We start from the raw sequence: 16,135 nt of genomic DNA on the forward strand, positions 1-16,135 counted from the left end.
ACTTGGCGGGATGGCGCGCCTACCTGTGTGGCGCTCCGGCCATGGTAGAGGCCCTGAACCTGCTCGTTGCTCGCCTGGGCATAGCACCCGGGCACATCCATGCCGATGCGTTCTATCCCAGCGGTGTCTGAGCGAAGGCGCCATGCGAGCCCAATTTAAGTAATCCAAGGAAACCATGCCATGAATGAACCCCAACCCGTGTTTCCCCAAGATCCGAAGTGGCCGGGCGACGGCAGCAGCCGCGTTCCCTTCTGGGCCTACACCCGCGAAGACCTGTACAAGCGCGAATTGGAGCGCCTGTTCTATGCAAACCACTGGTGCTACGTAGGCCTGGAAGCCGAGATTCCCAATCCGGGCGACTTCAAGCGAACGGTGATCGGTGAACGCTCGGTCATCATGGTGCGTGATCCGGACGGCGGCATCAACGTGGTGGAGAACGTTTGCGCCCACCGTGGCATGCGCTTTTGCCGCGAGCGCCACGGCAACGCCAAGGACTTCTTCTGCCCCTACCACCAGTGGAACTACAGCCTCAAGGGTGACCTGCAGGGCGTGCCCTTCCGCCGTGGCGTCAAGCAGGACGGCAAGGTCAACGGCGGCATGCCCAAGGACTTCAAACTCGAAGAACACGGCCTGACCAAGCTCAAGGTGGCCGCCCGAGGCGGTGCAGTGTTTGCCTCTTTCGACCACGATGTCGAGCCTTTCGAGGACTTCCTGGGCCCAACCATCCTGCACTACTTCGATCGCGTCTTCAATGGCCGCAAGCTCAAGATCCTGGGCTACCGCCGCCAGCGCATCCCGGGCAACTGGAAGCTGATGCAGGAGAACATCAAGGACCCCTACCACCCGGGCCTGCTGCACACCTGGTTCTCGACCTTCGGGCTCTGGCGCGCCGACAACAAGTCGGAACTGAAGATGGACGCCAAATTCCGCCACGCCGCGATGATCTCCACGCGCGGTCAGGGCGGCAAGAACGAGGAGGTCGTGTCCGGCGTGGACAGCTTCAAGGAGCAGATGAAGGTGAACGACCCGCGTCTGCTGGACATCGTGCCCGAGCCCTGGTGGGGCGGCCCGACCGCCGTGATGACCACGATCTTCCCCAGTGTGATCATCCAGCAGCAGGTCAACAGCGTATCGACGCGCCACATCCAGCCCAACGGCCACGGCTCCTTCGACTTCGTCTGGACCCACTTCGGCTTCGAGGACGACAACGAGGAGTGGACCCAGCGCCGCCTGATCCAGGCCAACCTGTTCGGCCCGGCAGGCTTCGTCTCGGCCGACGACGGCGAGGTGATCGAGTGGTCGCAGGAAGGCTTCGAGCAGAACCCGTCGCACCGCACCGTGATCGAGATGGGCGGTCACGAGATCGGAGACACGGACCACATGGTCACCGAGACGCTGATCCGCGGCATGTACGACTACTGGCGCAAGGTGATGGGAGAGTGAACATGATCGACTTCAAGACGTACTTCGAACTGCTGAACCTGTACAGCGACTACGCCATGGTCTGCGACTCCGCCGATTGGGAGAAGTGGCCTGATTTTTTCATTGAGACCGGCACCTACCGCCTGCAACCGCGCGAAAACTTCGAGCAGGACTTGCCGCTGTGTCTGCTGGCGCTGGAGAGCAAGGCCATGATCCGTGACCGAGTGTACGGTGTCAAGGAAACCATGTACCACGATCCCTACTACCAGCGCCACATCGTAGGCACGCCGCGCGTGCTGTCGGTGGAGCGTGACGCGGATGGCGAGCGCATCACCGCCGAAGCCAGCTATGCCGTGATTCGCACCAAGTACGACGGCGATTCCACGGTTTTCAACGCCGGCTATTACCGAGACGTGATCGTGCGAACACCCGAGGGCCTCAAGCTGAAGTCGCGCCTGTGCGTGTACGACAGCGAAATGATTCCCAACTCCATCATCTACCCTATCTGAGAACGAATCCAATGAGCGAGAACTGGATCGACGCCGCCGCCCGCGACGAGGTGCCCGAGGGCGACGTGATCGGCATCAATATCGTCGGCAAGGAGATTGCCCTCTACGAGGTGGCGGGCGAGATCTACGCCACCGACAACACCTGCACTCACGGCGCCGCCCGCATGAGCGATGGCTTTCTCGAAGGCCGGGAAATTGAATGTCCTTTGCATCAAGGCCGATTCGATGTTTGCACGGGTAAAGCCTTGTGCACACCCCTGACACAGGACATCAAAACCTACCCCGTAAAAATCGAAAACATGCGCGTGATGCTCAAGCTGGACTAAAACTCTTTGCAGGAGGAAAGCCAAATCCGGAAATCACCCCACCCAACCCAATCACTACCCGTTTTCAAACAAGAGGAGACAAGCAATTATGAGTTACCAAAACTTAGTGAGTGAAGCAGGGCTGACGCAAAAGCACCTGATTCATGGCGACAAAGAACTTTTCCAGCACGAGATGAAGACCATCTTCGCGCGGAACTGGCTTTTTCTGACCCATGACAGTCTGATTCCCTCCCCCGGCGACTATGTCACAGCCAAAATGGGTGTCGATGAAGTCATCGTCTCCCGCCAGAACGATGGCTCGGTGCGAGCCTTTTTGAATGTTTGCCGTCACCGGGGCAAGACACTAGTTCACGCTGAAGCCGGAAATGCGAAAGGCTTTGTGTGCAGTTACCACGGCTGGGGCTTCGGCTCCAACGGCGAACTGCAGAGCGTTCCTTTTGAAAAAGATCTGTACGGAGATTCGATCAAAAAGAAATGCCTGGGCTTGAAAGAAGTCCCCCGCATCGAAAGCTTTCATGGCTTTATCTACGGCTGTTTTGATGCAGATGCCCCCCCGCTTGTCGAGTATCTGGGTGATGCAGCCTGGTACCTGGAACCGATCTTCAAGCACTCTGGTGGCCTGGAACTTGTAGGCCCCCCCGGCAAAGTGGTGATCAAGGCGAACTGGAAGGCTCCTGCGGAAAACTTTGTGGGTGACGCGTACCACGTTGGTTGGACGCACGCAGCGTCTTTGCGCTCAGGTCAGTCGATATTTACACCTCTTGCGGGCAACGCGATGCTTCCACCCGAAGGCGCGGGCTTGCAAATGACCAGCAAGTATGGCAGTGGAATGGGCGTATTATGGGACGCCTACTCCGGTGTCCATAGTGCTGATCTGGTTCCCGAAATGATGGCATTCGGCGGCGCAAAACAGGAAAAGCTCGCCAAAGAAATCGGCGATGTCCGGGCGCGGATTTACCGCAGCCATTTGAACTGCACGGTTTTCCCGAACAACAGCATTTTGACCTGCTCCGGTGTCTTCAAGGTCTGGAACCCGATCGATGAAAACACCACCGAGGTTTGGACGTATGCCATCGTAGAAAAAGACATGCCTGAGGACTTAAAGCGTCGCTTGGCTGACGCGGTTCAGCGCACTTTCGGACCAGCAGGATTCTGGGAAAGCGACGACAACGACAACATGGAGACGGAGTCGCAAAATGCCAAGAAATACCAATCCAGCAACAGTGATCTGATTGCCAATTTGGGTTTCGGCAAGGACGTCTACGGCGACGAATGCTATCCGGGCGTCGTTGGCAAATCGGCAATCGGCGAAACCAGCTATCGCGGATTCTACCGTGCCTACCAGGCTCACATCAGCAGCTCCAATTGGGCCGAGTTCGAAAACACCTCCCGAAATTGGCACACCGAACTCACCAAGACGACTGATCGCTAATCCAGGAGCCAATCATGATGATCAATACCCAGGAAGACAAGCTGGTCTCCGCGCACGACGCCGAAGAATTTCACCGTTTCTTCATCGTACAAGATGATGCACTACTGCAAGAAGTCAACACGCTCCTGACCCGCGAAGCGCACCTGCTGGACATTCAGGCCTACAAAGCCTGGCTTGAACACTGCGTTGCCCCCGAGATCAAATACCAAGTGATCTCGCGAGAACTTCGCTCCACTTCCGAGCGTCGATACCAACTGAATGATGCGGTGAATATCTACAACGAGAACTATCAACAGCTGAAAGTTCGAGTTGAACACCAGATGGATCCTCAGAACTGGGCCAACAGCCCGAAGATCCGCTTCACCCGCTTCGTCACCAATGTCACGGCGGCCAAGGACAAGAGCGCACCGGAAATGCTGCATGTGCGGTCCAACCTCATTCTCCATCGCGCCAGACGAGGAAACCAAGTTGACGTCTTCTATGCAACGCGTGAAGACAAATGGAAACGCATCGAAGGTGGTGGTATCCAACTGGTGGAACGTCTTGTGGACTACCCGGAGCGCATTCTCCAGACCCACAATCTGTTGACCTTCCTGTGAACCCTGGGGATGCCTGCCTTGATGGCGGTCATCCTTGATTGTTTTAAACAGAAATTTATTGCCATGAACATACAGCAAGTTATTGCCATTACTGGCGCCGGTTCAGGCATCGGGCTGGAACTGGTTCGATCCTTCAAAGCAGCTGGCTATTGCGTGTCCGCACTTGTTCGCAACGAGGAACAAGAGGCGGGCCTTCGCAGTGAATTCAAAGATGCCATTGAGATCGTAGCGGGCGATGTTCGTGATCACGCCACCAATGAAAAGCTGGTCAACAAGGCGGTCGCCAGGTTCGGACACCTCGACTGCTTCATCGGAAATGCCGGGATATGGGATTACATGCTGGGCGTCGACGAGCCATGGGAGAAATTATCCGGCAGTTTCGAGGAGATATTTGATATCAACGTCAAAAGCTATTTCAGCGGCATCAGCGCGGCCTTGCCGGAACTCAAAAAAACGAACGGATCGGTCGTAGTGACGGCTTCCGTTTCTTCCTATGCGGCCGGCGGCGGCGGCTCTTGCTACATTGCCAGCAAGCATGCAGTGCTGGGCATGGTCAAGGCGTTGGCCTACGAATTGGCCCCGCACATCCGGGTCAATGGCGTTGCGCCAGGTGGTACGGTCACTTCTTTGGCGGGGCCGGCAAGCGCCGGTTTCGACAAAACCAAAATGAAAGACATGCCCGGCATCGATGACATGATCAAGGGCCTGACCCCCTTGGGGTTCGCAGCAAGGCCCGAGGACGTGGTGGCACCGTATCTTTTGCTGGCCTCCCGGGAACAAGGGAAGTTCATCACTGGCACCGTAATCGGCATTGATGGCGGCATGGCGCTCGGCCGAAAATGAATTTTCAATCAAATTAGATTTTTCAACCCCATTCCCAGGAGACAACCCATGAAGACGAAATTGTTTATCAACAACACCTGGAGCGCTTCGAGTGACAAAAAGTCATTTGATCGCAAGCACCCTGTCAGTGGCGAGGTCGTGACCGAATGCGCGAACGCCACGGTGGACGATGCGGTCAATGCGGCTCGAGCCGCTCAAGAGGCGTTCAAATCTTGGAAGGCCGTTGGGCCTTCGGAGCGGCGGCGCCTTCTTTTGAAGGTGGCAGACGTCATGGAGAGCAAAACGCCCGAGTTCATCGAAGTGATGGCCAAGGAAGTGGGAGCCTCCGCGCTGTGGGCGGGGTTCAACGTGCACCTGTCGGCCAATGTATTCCGGGAAGCCGCCTCACTAGCCACCCAAATTCAAGGCGAAACCATTCCGACGGACAAGCCTGACACCCTGTCGATGACGCTGCGTCAGCCGGTTGGCCCCATCTTGAGCATCGCTCCCTGGAACGGCACCGCCGTGCTCGCGGCGCGGGCCATCGCTTATCCGCTGGTCTGCGGCAATACCGTTGTGTTCAAAGGCTCCGAGTTCAGCCCCGGCACGCACGCTTTGATCACCAAGTGCCTGCAGGAGGCCGGCCTGCCTGCTGGCGTGCTCAATTATCTGAACTCCTCCCCGGACCGGTCGCCCGATATTGCAGATGCGCTGATTTCGTCTAAAGAGATTCGTCGCATCAACTTCACGGGCTCCACTCGCGTGGGGCGCATCATCGCCCAGAAATCGGCCCAGCATCTCAAGCGTTGCTTGCTGGAGTTGGGCGGCAAGTCCCCGCTGATCGTTCTGGACGACGCTGACATCGACGCGGCGGTCAAGGCAGCGGTGTTCGGCAGCTTCCTGTTCCAAGGCCAGATCTGCATGTCCACCGAACGCCTGGTGGTCGACGAGAAGATCGCGGACGAATTTGTCGCGAAGTTCGTCGAGAAAACCAAGAAGTTGAGTGCAGGCGATCCGTGCGTGACCGGGGACTGCGTCATTGGTCCGATGGTGTCGTCCAACTCGGGGGACCGGATCAATGGCCTGTTGAAAGATGCCATCGACAAGGGTGCCAAGGTCGTGTGCGGTGGTATGGCCGAGGGTGCGGTCATGCCCGCCACGATCCTGGACCACGTGACAGCCGACATGCAGATCTACGATGAGGAAACCTTCGGTCCCATCACCGTGGTTATCCGTTGCAAGGGCGAAGCAGACGCCATCCGCATTGCCAATGACAGCGCCTACGGCCTGTCATCGGGCGTGTTTGGCCGGGACGTGAACCGGGCTCTGCGCGTGGGCATGGCGATCGAATACGGCTCGGTCCATATCAACGGGTCTACCGTGCAGAACGAGGCGCAGGCGCCTTATGGCGGCACAAAGGCCACCGGTTATGGCCGCTTCGATGGACGCGCGGTGATCGACGAGTTCACGGAGCTCAAATGGCTAACCATTGAACCGTTCGAACAGCAGTATCCCTTCTAAGCCGAAGCAACAAAGGAGTTAAACCATGAGCAAGCAAGCAGCAGTCATTGAACTAGGATACATGGGCATTTCGGTCAAGGATCCCGCAGCGTGGAAATCCTTTGCCGCGAACATGCTGGGGCTTCAAGTCCTCGATGAAGGTGACAAGGACCGCTTCTATCTGCGAATGGACAATTGGCACCACAGAATCGTGGTCCATCACAATGGTCAAGATGACCTTGAATACTTGGGTTGGCGTGTCGCCGGTCAACCGGAATTCGAGGCATTGGGTCAAAAGCTCGTGGACGCAGGCTACAAAGTCCGCGTGTGCGACAAAGCCGAAGCACAAGAACGGATGGTGCTGGGCCTGATGAAGACAGAAGATCCGGGGGGCAACCCGACCGAGATTTTCTGGGGACCCCGGATAGACCTGAACAACCCTTTCCACCCCGGTCGCCCCTTGCACGGCAAGTTCTTGACTGCTGACCAAGGCCTGGGCCACTGCATAGTGCGTCAGAGCGACGTGGAAGCGGCGCGCAAGTTCTACAGCCTGCTGGGCTTCCGTGGAGATGTCGAGTACCGCCTTCCTTTGCCCAACGGCATGACGGCTGAGTTGACGTTCATGCATTGCAATGCTCGCGATCATTCCATCGCTTTCGGTTCAATGCCTGCAGCCAAGCGCCTCAATCATCTGATGATTGAATACACTCATATCGAAGATTTGGGTTGCACACACCAGCTTTTCACGAAGGAAAAGATTGACATAGCCTTGCAATTGGGCATCCATTCCAACGATAAGGCGCTGACGTTCTACGGGGCAACACCTTCCGGCTGGCTGATCGAACCTGGGTGGCGAGGCGCGCCCGCCATTGCTGAATCGGAATATTACGTCGGCGACATTTTCGGCCACGCCATCGAGGCCACCGGTTATGGATTGGACGGCAAACTGAGCTAGCCATGCAACAGATGCGAAATCGATCGCATCTGTTTTCCCCATTCAGTTCCATATAAACAAAAGGAGACAATGATGATCAAAGAAGCCATTTCCCTCGCAGGACTTGGGATGCTGATGCTCAGCACCGCATATGCCGAGGATTCCCTTTGAAGACGGACTCCCGGTGATTGAAAGCGCACCGGTTCCTCAAGCGCTGGCCGCCTGATCATGCCACCGACCCGCATACACCACTCTTGACGATTTCTCCACAAATTCTGTTTGCATCACCATTTTCAAAGGAAATTTGAATGACAAGAAAGACGAACAAAGCGGTGCGTCTGACTGCCGCGGATATTCAAGGCGCATGGGTCATTATGCCGACCCCGTCCACGCCGGATGCCTCGGACTGGCGCAGCACGCACACGGTTGATCTCGACGAGACGGCCCGGATTGTCGAGGAGTTGATTGCGGCCGGCGTCAATGGCATTCTGAGCCACGGCACCTTTGGCGAATGCGCGACGCTGACGTGGGAGGAGAAGCGGGATTTTGTTTCAACGGTCGTCGAAACCGCCCGTGGTCGAGTGCCCTACTTCTGCGGCACAACAGCCTTGAATACCCGTGAAGTTATACGCCAGACCCGCGAAGTGATGGACATTGGTGCCCAAGGAACCATGCTCGGCGTGCCGATGTGGGTGAAGATGGATCTGCCCACCGCCGTGCAGTTTTATCGCGATGTGGCGGAAGCGGTGCCAGATGCTGCCATCGCTGTTTATGCCAACCCGGAGGCTTTCAAATTTGATTTTCCTCGCCCGTTTTGGGCCGAAATGTCCAAAATCCCGCAAGTTGTTACAGCCAAGTACTTGGGCATCGGAATGCTGGACTTGGATCTGAAATTGGCTCCAAATATTCGCTTCCTTCCGCATGAGGATGACTATTACGCTGCGGCCCGAATCAATCCTGAGCGCATGACCGCCTTCTGGTCCAGCGGCTCCATGTGCGGTCCAGCGACTGCCCTCATGCTTCGTGATGCGGTGACACAGGCCAAGACGACCGGTGACTGGACCAAGGCCAAGGCCATTTCAGATGACATGCGCGCTGCCGACGCCACACTGTTTCCACGCGGCGATTTCTCGGAATTCTCGAAATACAACATTGGTCTCGAAAAAGCACGAATGGACGAGGCGGGTTGGCTCAAAGCGGGGCCGTGCCGGCCACCCTATACGCTGGTACCAGATGAATACCTTGCAGGTGCTCGAAAATCAGGCAACGCCTGGGCCGCACTGCATACCAAGTACGCCGAGGAATTGAAGAAAACCAAAACGGCAACCGGCTCGAAAAAGAAGTGAGGCGAGGCCAGGTCCTGAGTCAGATATCTCCGATCAGCAAAGCTGGCTGATCTGGGCGTCCTCTGGATTGGAGGAATCGGCGAGTATCAAATATGCGAGTACGCCGTAAAAGCGCCAAGAGCGCGGGATGTGGCGCTTGCCCTGAAGCAGCTCCACATTTCTGCCGTCTTTTTTTGGGAGAGCCTGAGCATGATGGTTGATTTTTATTTCGATTTTTTGAGCCCCTTTTCGTACCTGGCAAACCACCGTTTGTCGGTGCTAGCGGGGCGTTATGGATTCCCCATCCAGTATCACGCCATTGATTTGGCGCGAGCAAAGACGGCCATTGGCAACATCGGGCCGTCCAATCGGGATCTCAAGGTCAAGCTTGACTACTTAAAGGTGGATTTGCAGCGATGGGCCGATCTCTATAGGATTCCGTTGGTTTTCCCCCCTAACTTCAACAGCCGCCGGGTGAATGCCGGACTGTATTACCCGGCAGCCAGGGAGCGAGCCGCTGAATATGTTCGCCTTGTTTTCGATTCGGCTTGGGGGAAAGGGTGGGCACTGGATGCTGATAGCTTGCTGGCTGAGGTATGCGACAAGCTAAACTGGGATCTCGGTGAATTTGAAGATTTTTTGAACAGCGAAAATGCCGCCAAGGCATACGACGAAGAGACGCAGGCGGCCATTGACCGAAAGGTTTTCGGGGTTCCCACCGTGTTTTGGGATGATCAAATGTGGTGGGGAAATGACCGCCTTTTCATGCTTGAGAGCAGGTTGCAAAAGGAAACGCAACCATAAATTCTCAGTGCATCGATTTTTCTGATTTTTCAACCACGCCTTGATTTTAAGGAGTCTCATGAAGCTTTATTACAGCCCCGGCGCATGTTCATTGTCGCCTCACATCATCCTTCGTGAAGGTGGATTTGACTTTCAGCTAGAAAAGGTTGATCTCGGCACCAAGGTGACTGAGACTGGTGTTGATTACAAGACCGTCAATCCCGTGGGCAGTGTCCCCGCTTTGCAAATGGATGATGGGCAGGTGCTCACCGAAGGGCCGGCCATCGTTCAATACCTCGCTGACCGTGTGCCAGAAAAATGCCTGGCACCGGCAGCTGGCTCGCTGGAGCGTTACCGACTGATGGAATGGCTGAATTTCATCTCCACCGAATTGCATAAAAGCTTCGGAGCGCTGTTCAGCCCGGTGTTTCCACAGGATGCCAAGCCAGTCATCAAGGCCCAATTGGAAAGCCGTCTTGCCCATACCGAGCAGATGCTCGGTGACAAGGTTTGGGCCATGGGGAACGACTTTTCCGTGGTGGACGCCTACTTGTTTACTGTGCTTGGCTGGGGGGCTTACGTGAATGTGGACCTTTCGCCTTGGCCCGGCCTGCAAGGCTACCTCAACCGCGTGGCTGAACGTCCAGCAGTCCGGGCCACATTGTCGGCTGAAGGTTTGATCTGATTTTTTTAGAGAAATAAATAAAGCATGGCCAGCCTCCATGAGCGGCCAGCCATGCCGCGGGGCAGCCGTGGGCAGCGGCCTCGATCAAATTTCGATGCACACAGATTACGAGCCCCTTTTTCCGACTGCGGTCGGATTCAGAAATTGCCGATACTTGCTTTGGTCTGATCGAAGCGTGAGGGATATCGGCTTCCCCTATCCACATGCTTGATGAAGAGGAGCGTATCACCATGAGTCACGAACTTGGCCGACTGGAAGACCTGCCGCAGGACTACCGAGACGAACTCAAACAACTTAACCTGGTGCCGCTATGGCCCAGCCTACGCGCGGTGCTGCCGCCCAATGTCCCGACCCGCCAGACGCAGCCGACTTACTGGTCCTACCAGACGCTCAAGCCGCTGCTGCTCAAGGCCGGTGAGCTGACCCCCATTGAGAAGGCCGAGCGCCGCGTGCTGGTGCTGGCCAACCCCGGCCACGGCCTGGAGAAGATGCAAGCCAGCGCCGCCATATACCTGGGCATGCAGTTGCTGCTGCCCGGCGAGTGGGCGCCCAGCCACCGCCACACCCCCAACGCGGTGCGCATGATCGTGGAGGGCGAGGGCGCCTACACCACCGTGGATGGCGAGAAGTGCCCCATGAGCCGGGGTGACCTCATCCTCACGCCCACCGGCCTGTGGCACGAGCACGGCCACGACGGCAACGAGCCCGTGGTGTGGCTCGATGTGCTGGACCTGCCGCTGGTGTACTACATGGAGGCCAGCTACCACATCGACGGCGAGCGCCAGCAGGTCGACCCCGGCCGGGGCGACTGCGCCTGGACCCGTGCGGGCGTGGTGCCAACCCCCGTGTTCCAGCGCAGCGACAAGCGCTATCCTCTCTTGCGCTACCCTTGGGCCGACACCCGTGCCGCCCTGCTGTCGCTGGCGGCCGACCAGCCTGAGCAGGAATGCGTGCAGGTCACCTACGTCAACCCCGAAACGGGTGACGACGCCGAGAACATCCTGGGCTTCTACGCCCTGATGCTCAAGCCCGGCCAGACCCTGCGCCTGCCCGTGCGTTCGCCCGCCGTGGTGTTCCACCAGATCGAAGGCCGCAGCGAGGCGCGCATCGCCGAGTCCACCTTCGCCCTGAGGGAAGCCGATACCTGCTGCGCCCCCGGCTACACCGAGGTGACGCTGAAAAACCTCTCAGCCGACCAGCCGTCCTTCATCTTCATGGCCGACGAATCGCCCCTGCACCGCAAGCTGGGCGTCTTTGAAAACCGCGGCTGAGCCGCCGCGAAGCACCACACAACAGGAAAGCAAGTGAGCAACTACCTCTGGAACCCGCCTCCCGTCCAGTCTCTGCCCGTTCGTGGCAAGACCGAGCGCTTCCCCATCAACCGCATCTTCTGCGTCGGCCGCAACTACCACGCCCACGCGGTGGAAATGGGCCGTCCGGTCGACAAAAGCGTCGAACAAGCGTTCTACTTCACCAAATCGCCACAAACCCTGGTGGAAAGTGGTGCGACCGTGGCCTACCCGCCGCGCACCAGCAACTACCACTACGAGATGGAGCTGGTGCTGGCGATCGGCAAGCCCGGCTTCCGCGTCAGCGAAGACCAGGCGCACGAGTTGATTTACGGCTACGCCGCCGGCCTGGACATGACCCGGCGCGACCTGCAACTGGTGGCACGCGACAAGGGCCGCCCCTGGGACACCGGCAAGGACATCGAGGAAGGCTCGGTCTGCTCCGAGATCGTGCCGATGCAAGGCGTGGTGGTGGAGCAGGGCGCGATCGCCCTGGAAGTCAACGGCCAGACCAAACAGTCGTCCAACGTGGACAAGCTGATCTGGAACGTCCGCGAGATCATTGCCGACCTCTCCACCTACTACCACTTGCAACCCGGCGACCTGATTTACACCGGCACGCCCGAAGGCGTGGGCGCCGTGGTGGCGGGTGACAAGATCATCGGCCGTGTGGAAGGCATTGCCGAGATCAGCCTGACCGTCGGCCCGGCCGAGTGAGCCTGCACGCGATGAAGCTGTACAACTTCTGGCGCAGCGGCACGTCACACCGGCTGCGCATCGCGCTCAACCTCAAGGGCGTGCCCTACGAGTACCTGGCCGTGCACCTGGGCAAGGAAGAGCACCTAAAGGACGCCTTCAAGGCGCTGAACCCACAGCAGTTGGTGCCCGCGCTGGACACGGGCGCGCAAGTGCTGATCCAGTCGCCGGCCATCATCGAATGGCTGGAGGAACAGTACCCCACGCCCGCGCTGCTGCCGGCCGACGCCGACGGCCGCCAACGGGTGCGCGCGCTGGCCGCCATCGTGGGCTGCGACATCCACCCCATCAACAACCGCCGCATTCTGGAGTACCTGCGCAAGACGTTCGGCGCCGACGAGGCCGCCATCAACGCCTGGTGTGGCACCTGGATCAGCGCCGGTTTCGATGCCTACGAAGCACTGCTGGCGGTCGACCCGAAGCGCGGCCGCTACAGCTTTGGCGACACACCCACGCTGGCCGACTGCTACCTGGTGCCGCAGGTGGAAAGCGCCCGCCGCTTCCAGGTGGACCTGACGCCCTACCCCCTGATCCGCGCAGTGGACGCGGCCTGCGGCGAGTTGGACGCATTTCGGCGCGCCGCGCCAGCTGCTCAACCTGATTCGGCTTGACGAAAAATACGCCGCCTTCGCCCTAATAAACAGTTCGTAGCCCTGCCCAGTGACAAGTATCAATGAGCAATAGTGAAAATGTAAGGGGAAAGATTATGAAACATATTCTGACCCGACGAGCAGCCCTGAGCACTTTGGGCTCCCTTGGAATCGGGGGCCTTCCGGGCATGAGCTTGGCGCAATCCGGCCCTGGCGTGGCCACGATCGTGATTGGACTCGCCGCAGGCGGAGCGACCGATATGGCTGCCCGCCGGTTGTCTGAGGGAATGCGCGGTGCCTATGCTTCCAGTGTGCTCGTCGACAACCGCACGGGGGCGGGTGGTCGAATTGCGATCCAGCATGTTAAGGCCGCGGCACCAAACGGCGCGACACTTCTGCTGACGCCTGCATCCATGATGACGCTATACCCTCACACGTACAAAGATCTGGGATATGACCCGGTCAAGGACTTTGTGCCGGTCGGTATGGTTTCGACAAGCGAGGTTGGGTTTGCGATCGGGCCCGCTGTCCCGGAATCGGTTGGTAGCCTCAACGACTACTTGGCCTGGATCAAGAGTAACCCTGATTCTGCCACGTTTGGCCATGGTGCCACCGGCTCTGGACCGCATTTCTTGGGCGAGCTGCTCGGGCGGCTTTTGGGCGTGAAAATGGTGCAGACAGGCTTCCGCGGTTCCCAGCCTGCGATTGTGGACCTGTTGGGGGGGCACATCCCGGCGGTGGCCGCGCCCTTGGGTGAGTTCCTCCCTCACATGAAGACCGGCAAGATCCGGGTGCTGGGCGTGACTGGCGCCAACCGCTCTCGTTTCCTGACCAACGTCCCGACCTTCAAGGAGCTCCACATCGCCTTGAGTGAGATGACCGAGTGGTTCGGGGTATTCATGCCCGCAGGCACGCCCGCGCAAGCGGTCCAGCAAGCCAGCGCTGCCATGAAGTCGGCTGTTGCAAACCCGGAACTGGTCAAGGCCTACGCCATGATGGGCATGGAGGCTGGTTGGAGTTCGCCTGAAGGCTTGTCCGATCGATTGAAAAACGACATCAAACGCTGGCAAGCAGTCGCTGAGAAAATTGGTTTTACCGCGCAGTCTTGAGCAGAGGGGGGGCACCATGATCAAACGCCGTGAGTGGATGAAAGCCGCGGGATTTGCCACCTTATCGCTCGGCACTGTAAGAAGCGTCAAAGCCCAACCGGTACCAAAATTACTCAAGATCATCAACGGCTTCCCACCCGGAGGAGTCGTCGATGCGGTTGCACGCCGGGTGGCAGAAGGATTGGCGGTGACGGAACCCGGGGTTAACGTGATCGTTGACAACCGTGTCGGAGCGGGTGGGCGGATAGCTGTGTCCGCCGTCAAGGCAGCCGTCGACGATGGCAGCACCTTGTTGTTCACACCAGACGCCGTGCTGTCCTTGTACCCTTTCGTCTACAGCAAGTTGGACTACGATCCGTTCGCGGATCTGGCTCCCGTAGCCACCGTAGCCACTACGACTGACGCCCTTGCGCTGGGTCCCTTGGTACCGCCTTCCGTGCGTGGGCTCCGGGATTTCCTGGCCTGGGCCAAGGAGCACCCTGAACACGCAAGTTTCGGATCTCCCGGTACCGGTACACCATTGCATCTCTTGGGGGCGCTGGTAGCCAAGGAGGCTGGCGTCTATCTCAGGCACGTGGCTTATCGTGGCGCCGCGCCTGGAGTTACCGATCTGATCGGTGGGCAGATTGCATGCATGGCTGCGCCTACGGGGACGTTCTTGTCTTTCCAAAAGGCGGGGAAATTGCGCATCATCGCAACCTCTGGGCCGCAGCGAACACCCTTCACGCCCGACACTCCCACATTTGCAGAGCAAAAGTTCGGTGCAGACTACCCCGCTGGCGATCAGTGGCTCGGCTTTTTTGCTCCATCAGGCGTTTCGCCCCAAACCGTTTCACGCCTTCATCAAATGGTTGCCGAAGCCGTCAATCGCAAGGCGGTTGCGGAGGCTCTTGCCTCCCTGGGCTTGGTAGCACACAGCTTAACGCCGCAGGCCATGGCGTCCAGCCTGCGAAAACAACATGAAAAGTGGTGGGAAGTTGTCAGACGCGTGGGCTTCACCGCCGAGTCTTGAGATGCCATTAACCTCTCGTTTCATCCGCCCACTTTCGCGGCACGCAGTGCTTCGATCTGCTCCTCCAGCGGGCCCCAAACGGGCGAACTCGACATTGCCGCAGTGCTTGCACGCATCGAGCACCGCCGCACGCTTGTCCGTCAGGACCTGGGCTTCCCAGCGCTCGTTGAAATTGCCGACCTTCTGGGCACCTGGCGCAGTTGAATCGGGCTAACTGTCATGACCCTGGCGGGTCACCCTGGATGATGGAAGACACTGTGGGCGTGCAGGCCAGCACGGGTAGAGGTCGGTCAATTCTTTGATGGCACTCGACCGCGATCGCTAACTTGCCCCGTTGCCGACCACTCCTACCCAGTCGGCCCTGAACAACTCGTTTTAGCCGCGAGCCAGCGCGGAGCGGCGCGAAGTCAAGGCGGTGAGCGGCGATGTTGACGTGGGTGCCGGCAAGGCCAGCGTGGCGGTCATGGCGATCAGTCCGAGCAAGGCGCAATAAAGCACCCGCAGGTGCCGCAGGATCATCCGCAAGTTGTGCCCGGCGCCGCACAGCAGAGCGTGCAGCGCGTCGCCACCCGCGCCCTTGAGCCAGTTCTTGCCCAGTAGGCCGTCGGCCTTCATGTGTCCGATCATGGGCTCGACCACCTGACGCCGCTTGAGCAGCTTCTTCAGCCGCTTGGGCAACTTGCGCGTATGACTGATCAGCAGTCGCGCCCAACACGCGGGCTCGACACCGCGGTAGCCACGGTCGGCCAGCGCGATCTTGGGTGTGTGGCCGGTGAGGATCTCGACCAGCTCGAGCTGGCTGTCCACCGTGTGGCCGTCATACGGGTTGCCGGGCATGGAGCGCATGCCCACCACCAGGCCCTCTTTGGCCGTCACTGCGATGGACACTTTCACGCCGAACTCGTAGGGCGTTCTGGCTTTGCCCTTGGCGATGCACTCTGCCTCGGGCGCGTGCAGCGCATACAGGGGTCTCCTCGTTTTCAGTGCAATAAGTGACGGTACGCAAAGCTAGCACTGGCGCGGGGGTGGTCTGGGTAGACCG

At 58.6% G+C, this 16,135-nt stretch carries 16 protein-coding genes and 2 pseudogenes; 17 read left to right on the top strand and 1 reads right to left on the bottom strand.

The annotated features are described in order from the left end of the window. The 17 genes and pseudogenes from PCE31106_RS24440 to PCE31106_RS23630 all read left to right on the top strand — a co-directional run. Positions 1-131, top strand: a pseudogene (locus tag PCE31106_RS24440) (naphthalene 1,2-dioxygenase); the annotation flags it as partial. Positions 132-180: 49 nt separating this feature from the next. Continuing rightward, positions 181-1,443 (top strand): salicylate 5-hydroxylase large oxygenase NagG, encoded by a 1,263-nt coding sequence (gene nagG, locus PCE31106_RS23550; protein ID WP_150564857.1) that lies wholly within the window; start codon positions 181-183, stop codon positions 1,441-1,443. A gap of 2 nt (positions 1,444-1,445) precedes the next feature. Further along, positions 1,446-1,931, top strand: coding sequence for a dalicylate 5-hydroxylase small oxygenase NagH (nagH, locus tag PCE31106_RS23555; RefSeq protein ID WP_034303854.1), 486 nt, complete (start codon positions 1,446-1,448; stop codon positions 1,929-1,931). 11 nt (positions 1,932-1,942) lie between these two features. Then, positions 1,943-2,257 (top strand): naphthalene 1,2-dioxygenase/salicylate 5-hydroxylase systems ferredoxin NagAb, encoded by a 315-nt coding sequence (nagAb, locus tag PCE31106_RS23560; protein WP_034303853.1) that lies wholly within the window; start codon positions 1,943-1,945, stop codon positions 2,255-2,257. Between the two features lie 88 nt (positions 2,258-2,345). Beyond that, positions 2,346-3,689, top strand: a complete 1,344-nt coding sequence (gene nagAc / locus PCE31106_RS23565) for a naphthalene 1,2-dioxygenase system large oxygenase NagAc (protein WP_150564858.1) — start codon at positions 2,346-2,348, stop codon at positions 3,687-3,689. A 14-nt stretch (positions 3,690-3,703) separates the two neighbouring features. Further along, positions 3,704-4,288, top strand: a complete 585-nt coding sequence (gene nagAd / locus PCE31106_RS23570) for a naphthalene 1,2-dioxygenase system small oxygenase NagAd (RefSeq protein ID WP_034359008.1) — start codon at positions 3,704-3,706, stop codon at positions 4,286-4,288. Between the two features lie 63 nt (positions 4,289-4,351). Next, positions 4,352-5,131, top strand: a complete 780-nt coding sequence (nagB, locus tag PCE31106_RS23575; protein ID WP_150564863.1) for a 1,2-dihydroxy-1,2-dihydronaphthalene dehydrogenase NagB — start codon at positions 4,352-4,354, stop codon at positions 5,129-5,131. Between the two features lie 48 nt (positions 5,132-5,179). Next, positions 5,180-6,631: an aldehyde dehydrogenase gene (locus PCE31106_RS23580; protein ID WP_150564859.1), complete on the top strand. Its 1,452-nt coding sequence runs from the start codon at positions 5,180-5,182 to the stop codon at positions 6,629-6,631. Positions 6,632-6,656: 25 nt separating this feature from the next. Continuing rightward, on the top strand, positions 6,657-7,565 hold the full coding sequence (gene nahC, locus PCE31106_RS23585) for a 1,2-dihydroxynaphthalene dioxygenase (RefSeq protein WP_150564860.1): 909 nt from the start codon (positions 6,657-6,659) through the stop codon (positions 7,563-7,565). Between the two features lie 287 nt (positions 7,566-7,852). Further along, positions 7,853-8,890: a dihydrodipicolinate synthase family protein gene (locus PCE31106_RS23595; protein WP_150564861.1), complete on the top strand. Its 1,038-nt coding sequence runs from the start codon at positions 7,853-7,855 to the stop codon at positions 8,888-8,890. A 129-nt stretch (positions 8,891-9,019) separates the two neighbouring features. Further along, positions 9,020-9,673, top strand: a complete 654-nt coding sequence (locus PCE31106_RS23600) for a 2-hydroxychromene-2-carboxylate isomerase (protein WP_217998759.1) — start codon at positions 9,020-9,022, stop codon at positions 9,671-9,673. 58 nt (positions 9,674-9,731) lie between these two features. After that, a complete protein-coding gene (gstA, locus tag PCE31106_RS23605; protein ID WP_026437506.1) occupies positions 9,732-10,337 on the top strand; it encodes a glutathione transferase GstA in 606 nt (201 codons plus the stop codon). A 230-nt stretch (positions 10,338-10,567) separates the two neighbouring features. Further along, positions 10,568-11,608, top strand: coding sequence for a cupin domain-containing protein (locus PCE31106_RS23610; protein WP_228771123.1), 1,041 nt, complete (start codon positions 10,568-10,570; stop codon positions 11,606-11,608). Between the two features lie 33 nt (positions 11,609-11,641). Next, positions 11,642-12,343: a fumarylacetoacetate hydrolase family protein gene (locus PCE31106_RS23615; protein WP_026437508.1), complete on the top strand. Its 702-nt coding sequence runs from the start codon at positions 11,642-11,644 to the stop codon at positions 12,341-12,343. Between the two features lie 11 nt (positions 12,344-12,354). Next, positions 12,355-12,993, top strand: a complete 639-nt coding sequence (maiA, locus tag PCE31106_RS23620) for a maleylacetoacetate isomerase (RefSeq protein WP_026437509.1) — start codon at positions 12,355-12,357, stop codon at positions 12,991-12,993. A 95-nt stretch (positions 12,994-13,088) separates the two neighbouring features. Then, positions 13,089-14,081, top strand: a complete 993-nt coding sequence (locus PCE31106_RS23625; protein WP_034303884.1) for a Bug family tripartite tricarboxylate transporter substrate binding protein — start codon at positions 13,089-13,091, stop codon at positions 14,079-14,081. Between the two features lie 16 nt (positions 14,082-14,097). After that, positions 14,098-15,093 (top strand): tripartite tricarboxylate transporter substrate-binding protein, encoded by a 996-nt coding sequence (locus PCE31106_RS23630; RefSeq protein WP_026437511.1) that lies wholly within the window; start codon positions 14,098-14,100, stop codon positions 15,091-15,093. A 375-nt stretch (positions 15,094-15,468) separates the two neighbouring features. Here the strand turns inward: PCE31106_RS23630 and PCE31106_RS23635 are convergent. Then, positions 15,469-16,074, bottom strand: a pseudogene (locus PCE31106_RS23635) (transposase); the annotation flags it as partial. Positions 16,075-16,135 lie beyond the last annotated feature (61 nt).

Source organism: Pandoraea cepalis (assembly GCF_902459665.1).
Lineage (GTDB): Bacteria > Pseudomonadota > Gammaproteobacteria > Burkholderiales > Burkholderiaceae > Pandoraea > Pandoraea cepalis.

Coding starts and splice junctions, on each gene's coding strand:
- nagAb (WP_034303853.1), top strand. CDS start 1,943: ATGAGCGAGAACTGGATCGACGCCGCCGCCCGCGACGAGGTGCCCGAG.
- maiA (WP_026437509.1), top strand. CDS start 12,355: ATGAAGCTGTACAACTTCTGGCGCAGCGGCACGTCACACCGGCTGCGC.
- PCE31106_RS23630 (WP_026437511.1), top strand. CDS start 14,098: ATGATCAAACGCCGTGAGTGGATGAAAGCCGCGGGATTTGCCACCTTA.
- nagAc (WP_150564858.1), top strand. CDS start 2,346: ATGAGTTACCAAAACTTAGTGAGTGAAGCAGGGCTGACGCAAAAGCAC.
- nagH (WP_034303854.1), top strand. CDS start 1,446: ATGATCGACTTCAAGACGTACTTCGAACTGCTGAACCTGTACAGCGAC.
- nahC (WP_150564860.1), top strand. CDS start 6,657: ATGAGCAAGCAAGCAGCAGTCATTGAACTAGGATACATGGGCATTTCG.
- nagAd (WP_034359008.1), top strand. CDS start 3,704: ATGATGATCAATACCCAGGAAGACAAGCTGGTCTCCGCGCACGACGCC.
- nagG (WP_150564857.1), top strand. CDS start 181: ATGAATGAACCCCAACCCGTGTTTCCCCAAGATCCGAAGTGGCCGGGC.
- PCE31106_RS23595 (WP_150564861.1), top strand. CDS start 7,853: ATGACAAGAAAGACGAACAAAGCGGTGCGTCTGACTGCCGCGGATATT.
- PCE31106_RS23610 (WP_228771123.1), top strand. CDS start 10,568: ATGAGTCACGAACTTGGCCGACTGGAAGACCTGCCGCAGGACTACCGA.
- nagB (WP_150564863.1), top strand. CDS start 4,352: ATGAACATACAGCAAGTTATTGCCATTACTGGCGCCGGTTCAGGCATC.
- PCE31106_RS23625 (WP_034303884.1), top strand. CDS start 13,089: ATGAAACATATTCTGACCCGACGAGCAGCCCTGAGCACTTTGGGCTCC.
- PCE31106_RS23580 (WP_150564859.1), top strand. CDS start 5,180: ATGAAGACGAAATTGTTTATCAACAACACCTGGAGCGCTTCGAGTGAC.
- gstA (WP_026437506.1), top strand. CDS start 9,732: ATGAAGCTTTATTACAGCCCCGGCGCATGTTCATTGTCGCCTCACATC.